Annotated in this window: 5 protein-coding genes and 1 pseudogene; 5 read left to right on the forward strand and 1 reads right to left on the reverse strand. The window is 66.5% G+C overall.

Annotated features, from left to right (window positions below; genetic code table 11):
* Position 1 precedes the first annotated feature (1 nt).
* The 5 genes and pseudogenes from CDN38_RS16480 to CDN38_RS29530 all read left to right on the forward strand — a co-directional run.
* Positions 2-1513: a PPE family protein gene (locus CDN38_RS16480; protein ID WP_075509061.1), complete on the forward strand. Its 1512-nt coding sequence runs from the start codon at positions 2-4 to the stop codon at positions 1511-1513.
* Between the two features lie 341 nt (positions 1514-1854).
* Positions 1855-2304: a putative copper homeostasis (lipo)protein LpqS gene (lpqS, locus tag CDN38_RS33575; RefSeq protein ID WP_456320263.1), complete on the forward strand. Its 450-nt coding sequence runs from the start codon at positions 1855-1857 to the stop codon at positions 2302-2304.
* A 436-nt stretch (positions 2305-2740) separates the two neighbouring features.
* Positions 2741-3040 (forward strand): PE family protein, encoded by a 300-nt coding sequence (locus tag CDN38_RS16495; RefSeq protein WP_075509059.1) that lies wholly within the window; start codon positions 2741-2743, stop codon positions 3038-3040.
* A gap of 28 nt (positions 3041-3068) precedes the next feature.
* Positions 3069-4208 carry a PPE family protein gene (locus CDN38_RS16500; RefSeq protein ID WP_075509060.1) on the forward strand — a complete coding sequence of 380 codons (1140 nt, stop codon included), beginning with the start codon at positions 3069-3071 and terminating at the stop codon, positions 4206-4208.
* A 139-nt stretch (positions 4209-4347) separates the two neighbouring features.
* A pseudogene (locus CDN38_RS29530) lies at positions 4348-4604 on the forward strand (hypothetical protein); the annotation flags it as partial.
* Positions 4605-4865: 261 nt separating this feature from the next.
* Here CDN38_RS29530 and CDN38_RS16505 read toward each other — a convergent pair.
* On the reverse strand, positions 4866-6518 hold the full coding sequence (locus CDN38_RS16505) for a PPE family protein (RefSeq protein ID WP_075509062.1): 1653 nt from the start codon (positions 6516-6518) through the stop codon (positions 4866-4868).
* Positions 6519-6727: the final 209 nt, after the last annotated feature.

Genomic DNA, 6727 nt, shown 5'->3' on the forward strand with positions numbered 1-6727 from the left:
GATGGCATTGCCGCCGGAAGTGCATTCGACGCTGCTGAGCAGCGGCCCGGGTCCTGGCCCGTTGTCGGAGGCCGCGGCGGCATGGTCGTCGCTGAGCGCCGAATATGCTTCTGCTGCAGAAGAACTCGCGGCGGTGTTGGGCGCGGTACAGGCTGGCGCCTGGGATGGCCCCAGCGCAGAGCAGTATGTCGCCGCGCATCTGCCATACCTGCTGTGGTTGGCGCAGGCCAGTGCCACCGGCGCGCAGACGGCAGCCCAGCATGACACGGTGGCAACCGCCTATACCACGGCACTGGCGGCCATGCCGACTCTTGCCGAGCTGGCCGCCAACCATGCCATGCACTCGGTTTTGGTGGCAACCAACTTCTTCGGGATCAACACCATCCCGATCGCCCTCAACGAGGCCGACTATCTGCGGATGTGGATCCAGGCCGCCACCACAATGAGCACCTATCAAGCAATCGCCGGCGCGGCGTTGGCGGCGGTATCGCGCGTCTCGCCGGTGCCGCAGATCCTGAAATCCGACAGCGCCAGCGGCAGCGACGGCTGCACCCTCGGCACCAGGATAGATCCATGGACCGGAGAACCCGAGGTGGTTCTTTGCCCGTCCGACCCACAGTTCTATTTGGACTGGGCGTCCGAGCTTAGTGAGCAATTGCCAGAGCTTTGGAACACCCTGTTGACGAATCCAGCGCAGGTGCCAACCTTTCTTGCCGTGATGGAAGCCGATTTCATGTTCCATGTGCAGGTGGTTGTCACCAACCTGATTCCATCCCCGCAGTTGTTGTCGGTCGGCCTTGGCCTGGCGATCGCGAATCTGGGCGCGGTCAGCGGCCTGGCAGCAGGGAGCGGCCTAGCCGGCCTGGCCGCGATACCTACCGGGGGCGCAGCCGCCGAACCTATCCCGATCGCGGCAGAGCCGAAGTTGGCGACCATCGGGCTCGCCCCGACTGCATCGAGTGTCGTGAGCCCCGGCTCGGCTCCCGCTTCCAATACAGTGCCCGCGCACACACCAACCGCCACTCCGGCCGGCCCGCCGCCGCCGGTCGCGGGTGTCGCCGGGTTCGGCTACCCCTACCTGGCCGGCGGCCCCGGCATTGGGTCTGACTCGCGGATGAGCACCAGTGCCAGCTCCGGCGCCAAGAAGGAGGCGCCGGAGCCCGATACCGCCGCGGCCCCGGCGGCAGCCCGGGAGCAGGCGCGAGCACGGCGGCGCCGGCGCGCGACGCTGCGTGGGCATGGCGACGAGTTCATGCATATGGACGTCGAGGTCGCCCCGGACTGGGGCCGGCCGCCGGGTGGCGAAACCGTCGGCGCGGTGGCGAGCTCCGAAGACGGTGCGGCGCCGTTTGGTAGTGCCGGCATCGTTTCGCAGGACAGCATCGCCACGGCAGCGGGATTGACGACGCTAGACGATGACCGATACGGCGGCGGCCCACCGATGCCGATGGTGCCGGGCACCTGGTCCACCGACCAGCCCGATGCGGCAGGAGGAATTGGACGGCCCAGCTGATGCTCCAGACCTATTGCCCGGCAACGGATTTGGAACGCTGCGGCTATGCGGCTTTGGACGCGGGCATGCTGCAGCAGTCGGCCGGCCACTCGGCGCCCGGGGCTAGCGCTAGCTAGCGTGGTCTTGATTGGGCTCCACGACAAACGGAGCCGTGGGCAGCAACGGTCTTGTCAATAGCCGGGTCGTCGGACCAGAAGACTTGACCAACACGTCTCTCCGCGCCAACGGAGATCCGGCTTGCGATCGTTGGCCATCGAAGCGGGCTCTTCGCAGAAACGTCACCGAAATGCTGCGCTCGAAGTCGTTGGGTTGCGGCACCCGGTGGTGTACCCTGGGCGGGTATGGGGCACATCCGGTTATGGTCGGGTGTCCGAGGTGTCTCGGCATGCAGACCGCTGCGGCTGCGATTCGCTGTCGCGGTAGCGGCTGCGGTGGCGATGCTGGCGATCGTTGGCCACTGCGGGGCGGCGCGCGCCGTGTCTGCGACGGCTAACGCACCGCAACCCGTTCTGTCCACATCGCTACCCGGTGCCTTCGCCGTCACTGCGGATCAGCCCCAACTTGTCCAAGGGCTGCCGATTTGCAAGTCGTCGAAGGTATCTGCGATCGCTGCCCAGCCCCAATCGGCGGTCACCGCATTAGTTGTGATGGGCATCGTTTTGGCGGCTCTCGCCGGCAAGGGATGGCTGACTCACCTTGTGGGGCCGGCCGGGCGGAGTCCCCCGCGTGCGCCGGCTACCGTCCTCACTGGTCAGGACCTCTTGAACCGGTTCTGCTTGGCTCGCCGCTGACTGGTCAGCATCAGGCCGTGGTGTTATGCCACGACGGCCGGTGACAGCTGACTCACGTCCACCTCCGCGCCTCATGTCGCGGCCTCGATTAAAGCGGCGATCGCATGAATCATGTCGTGTCCACGGACCCCCTTGGCTACATCAACCGTGCACTGCGCAGCTCGTGGCAACCGGGCCACACGAGCGGGTACCACACCACCGGCCGACGTCGCCACCGCGAATCGCGCATCACGCCAGGACTGATCCAATCCCACGGCACCACAGGGGCCGGTGGCGGCAGGTTTGCACAGGTCCAGGCGCGCGGCCTGATCGCCGTCGATCGACTCGCTGAAATCTCCAGCACTACAACAAGCCCGACGACACCGGGACTATTCGAGCAATCGAGCAACAAACGCATCGGCGGCAGCGGTGCCGACGTTTTCAAGGGAGGCAACCCATGCCATTTGTGACTGCACAACCGGAAGCGCTGGCGTCAGCGGCCGGCGATCTGCAGAGCATCGGTTCGGCAATCAGCGCCGGAAACGGGGCCGCAGCGGCTCCGACGACCGGCGTGGTGCCGGCGGCTACCGACGAAGTGTCGGTGCTGACCGCGGCCCAATTCGCCGCGCACGCGCAGCTCTATCAAACAGTGGCCGCCGAGGCCACAGCCATTCATGACCAGTTTGTCGCCGCCTTGGCGACCAGCGCCGGTTCCTATGCAGCCACCGAGGCCGCCAACGCGGCCGCTACCGGCTGAAGCGGCCTGTAATCGAAGGGATACACGAATGGATTTCGGGGCGCTCCCACCGGAGATCAACTCCGCCAGAATGTATGCGGGTCCCGGCTCGGGGCCGATGCTGGCGGCCGCGGCCGGCTGGGATGAGTTGGCCGTCGAATTGAGTTCCGCGGCAGCATCTTACGAGGCGGTGATCTCGCGGTTGGTCGCCTTGTCCTGGCATGGTCCGGCGGCGACATGGATGGCGGGTGCCGCCGCGCCCTATGTGGCGTGGATGAACACCGCCGCTGCTCAGGCCGAGCAGGCAGCCGGCCAGGCCCGGGCCGCCGCGGCGGCCCATGCCGCGGCATTCGCGGCGACGGTGCCGCCGCCGGTGATCGCCGCCAACCGCAGCCTGTTGATGACGCTGATCGCCACCAACATCTTCGGGCAGAACACCCCGGCGATCGCCGCTACCGAGGCCCACTATGCGGAGATGTGGGCCCAGGATGCGGCGGCGATGTATGGCTACGCGGGCTCATCTGCGGCGGCGTCGATGTTGACGCCGTTCACCTCGCCGCAGCAGGTCGCCAACCCGGCCGGACTCGCCGCGCAAGGTGCGGTTGTGGCCCAGGTCAGCGGCAATTCGATCGTGACGAACACGCAGGCCGCACTGACCCAGGTGACCTCAATGCTGCCTTCGGCGTTGCAGGGCCTTGCCTCGCCGCTATCGTCGCCGTCCTCGGCGCTGAGCTCGCTGAGTCCGATGCTGTCGGTGATGAGTTCGACCGCGTGGATAGCCAGCGCCGGCCTGTCGACCGGAGAGAAGCTGAAGGGCCTGCTCCCGTCGGCCACCGCCGCATTGGCGCCGGCAATTGCCGACGGGTTGGGTTCGGGCGTGCTCAGATCAGCCTCGGCCGGTTTGGTCGGTGGTAACGCTGCGGCGCTGTCGGCTGGTATGGGGCAGGCAGGCTTAGTCGGGTCGTTGTCGGTGCCGCAGGCCTGGACCGCCGCTGCCCCGGCCCGAGCCGCCGCAGCCCTGGCGGGCACTGGCCTCGGTGCTGCTCCGGCCGCGGACGGGAGCGGACTGGGCGGCATGCTGGGGGGGTTGCCGTTGGCGGGTATGCCCGCTCGGGGCATAGCCGGTGTCGTACCCGACGCTCGATTCCTGGAACGGCCGCCCATGGTGCCTCGCTGGTCCATCGGATAACGGGAGACCCAGGCATCGAGGTGATCCTGATCCCGGCGGAATGACGCGACACGGGTCCGGCGGTGGCCCATGTTCTTGCTGCCGCACGCCGTTGCGGCGGTTCGTTTCAGCAGGGCTGCGGCTCTGAATTGAGTTGGGCGCTGTCAGCGCAAAGCCGTTGATCCTGACCTCAAACCGGGCACCCAGCGACTGGTACGGATCCACCACCTGGGTTCAGCGCAAGGAGTGCTCGGACTGCGAGACAAGCACGGCTGCGATCGGCTCGAGGCCGGCCTATTCCCGAACCCCGTCGTAGTCGAATCCCTACTCGACAGGATCATCAACAGCAGCCACCAGATCCTCATGGACGGACCCAGCTACTGGCCCCGTAAACGGCCCGGACGCGCCCGCAGCTAGACAACACCACCACGGCCACGGTAGACCTACCACCGAGGCCCGCACCCGGGGAATTCCGTGACGGCAGCCCTGGGGAATTACGTGACGGTCGACAAGCATCGTCGACGCTGGTTCAGTCACCACACGCCACACCAGCTGTATGGACTCTCGCTACACCTCTAGCCAGAGCAAGGCAGACTCATTCGCCGGGGATACACAGCCCTCGCGCCGGACAGGCGTACGAACGGCGGCGGGCCGTCCTTGCACGCGACGAACCTGATGTCACGGTAATTGTCGGCGGATACTGAACAATCCCGACAGGCCGGTGCCCACATTGAAGAAGCCCGAGCCTAATCCGCTGGTGGTGGCGGAGCTGAGGGGGCCTGGTATGCCGGTGTTGCCAACGCCCGACAGGCGACCGTTGGCCAACGGGTGGCCGCTGGCGGTGTTGCCGAAGCCGGAGATGTTTGAGGCATTGCTGCCGATGGCGGCGTTACCGAACCCTGAAATGGAAGTGCCGGTGTTGCCGAAGCCAGAATTGGCCAGGCCGGTGTTGGTGGTCGAGCCAAAGCCGGTGTTGACGTTGCCCGAATGCCACCAACCGGTGTTGACGTTCCCCGAATTCCCGCTGCCGGTGTTGGTGTCACCGGAATTCCAGAAGCCGGTGTTGTACGAGCCTGCGTTGCCGAAGCCGGTGTTCTCGCTGCCCGAGTTGCCGAAGCCGGTGTTCAATATGCCCGCGTTGCCGATGCCGGTGTTCAGCAAACCGGCGTTTCCGATGCCGATGTTGCCGTAGCCCGAGTTGCCGAAACCGATGCTGTTCAGCTGGCCTGGCTGCAGGGGGTTGATGCCGGTGTTGAAGATGCCGACGTTGTGATCGCCGGAATTGAAGAAGCCGATGTTGTTGGTGCCGGAGTTGCCGATGCCGATGTTGCCGGTACCCGAATTCAGCAGCCCGGCCAGGTTGATGCCCACCTGATTGTTGCCGGTGAGGCCGATGCCGATGTTGTTGTTGCCGGTGTTGCCGAAACCGAAATTGTTGTTACCGGTATTGCCACCGCCAATGTTCGCATTGCCGACGTTCCCGCCGCCGGTATTGGCTTCGCCGTTGTTTCCGAAGCCGATGTTGTTGTTGCCGCGGTTGCCCATGCCGATGTTGTGGCCCGGATCCGCGCTGGTGGCGATTCTGCCGATGTTTCCTAGGCCGATGTTGCCGTTGCGAAAGTTCCCAATGCCGACGTTGCCGTTGCCCAGGTTGCCGTTGCCGATGTTGTCGTTGCCGATATTGCCGCCGCCCAGATTGGAACTGCCTCGGTTCCCTTCCCCGACGTTGCCGCTGCCCGTGTTGCCGCTGCCGACGTTGGCGTTGCCCTTATTGCCCACGCCCAGGCTGGGCAGGCCCTGCAGCAGCTGCTGCAGATTGCTGGGCAGCGAGACCAGCTGGGCCGCCGCCGCCGAGGCCCCCGAATGGTATCCGAGCATGGCGGCCACGTCTTGGGTCCACATCTGCTCATAGATGCCTTCCGCCGCCGCGATCGCGGGCGCGTTCTGGCCGAACAGGTTCGTCATCACCAACTCCACGAACGCGTTTCGGTTGGCCGCCACCGCCGCCGGAGGAATGGTCGCCGCGCGGGCCGCCTCGAACGCCGAAGCGACAGACTTGGCTTGTCCGGCCGCCGCGGCCGCCTGAGCCGTGGCTGCGCTCAAGAACCGCTGATAGGGTGCCGCGGCGGCCGCCATCGCCGCCGCCGCCGACCCCTGCCACGCCTGGCCCGTCAACCCCGCGGTCACCGCGGTAAACGCGTGGGCGGCCGACTCCAATTCCGCGGACAGCCCCTCCCAGGCCACCGCGGCCTGCAGCATCGGCGCGGAACCGGCACCGGCAAACATCCGCCACGAATTGATCTCCGGCGGCAACACAGCAAAATTGGTCATGGTGATCTCCAAGGAAAAGTGGACCGAATTGGATGACAGCGGCCAGGGCTAACCCGGACGGCCATTGGCACCGTCGGCACCCTTCAAGCCAGGGTTACCCGGATTGCCCGACGGAGCCTGGAACGGGGGGGCGAAGCCATAGCCGGGTCCGCCCGCGCCGCCAGTGCCGCCGGCCCCGCCGGTGCCGCCCAGGCCGCCGGCCCCCGCCG

The sequence above is a fragment of the Mycobacterium ostraviense genome, assembly GCF_002705925.1.
Lineage (GTDB): Bacteria > Actinomycetota > Actinomycetes > Mycobacteriales > Mycobacteriaceae > Mycobacterium > Mycobacterium ostraviense.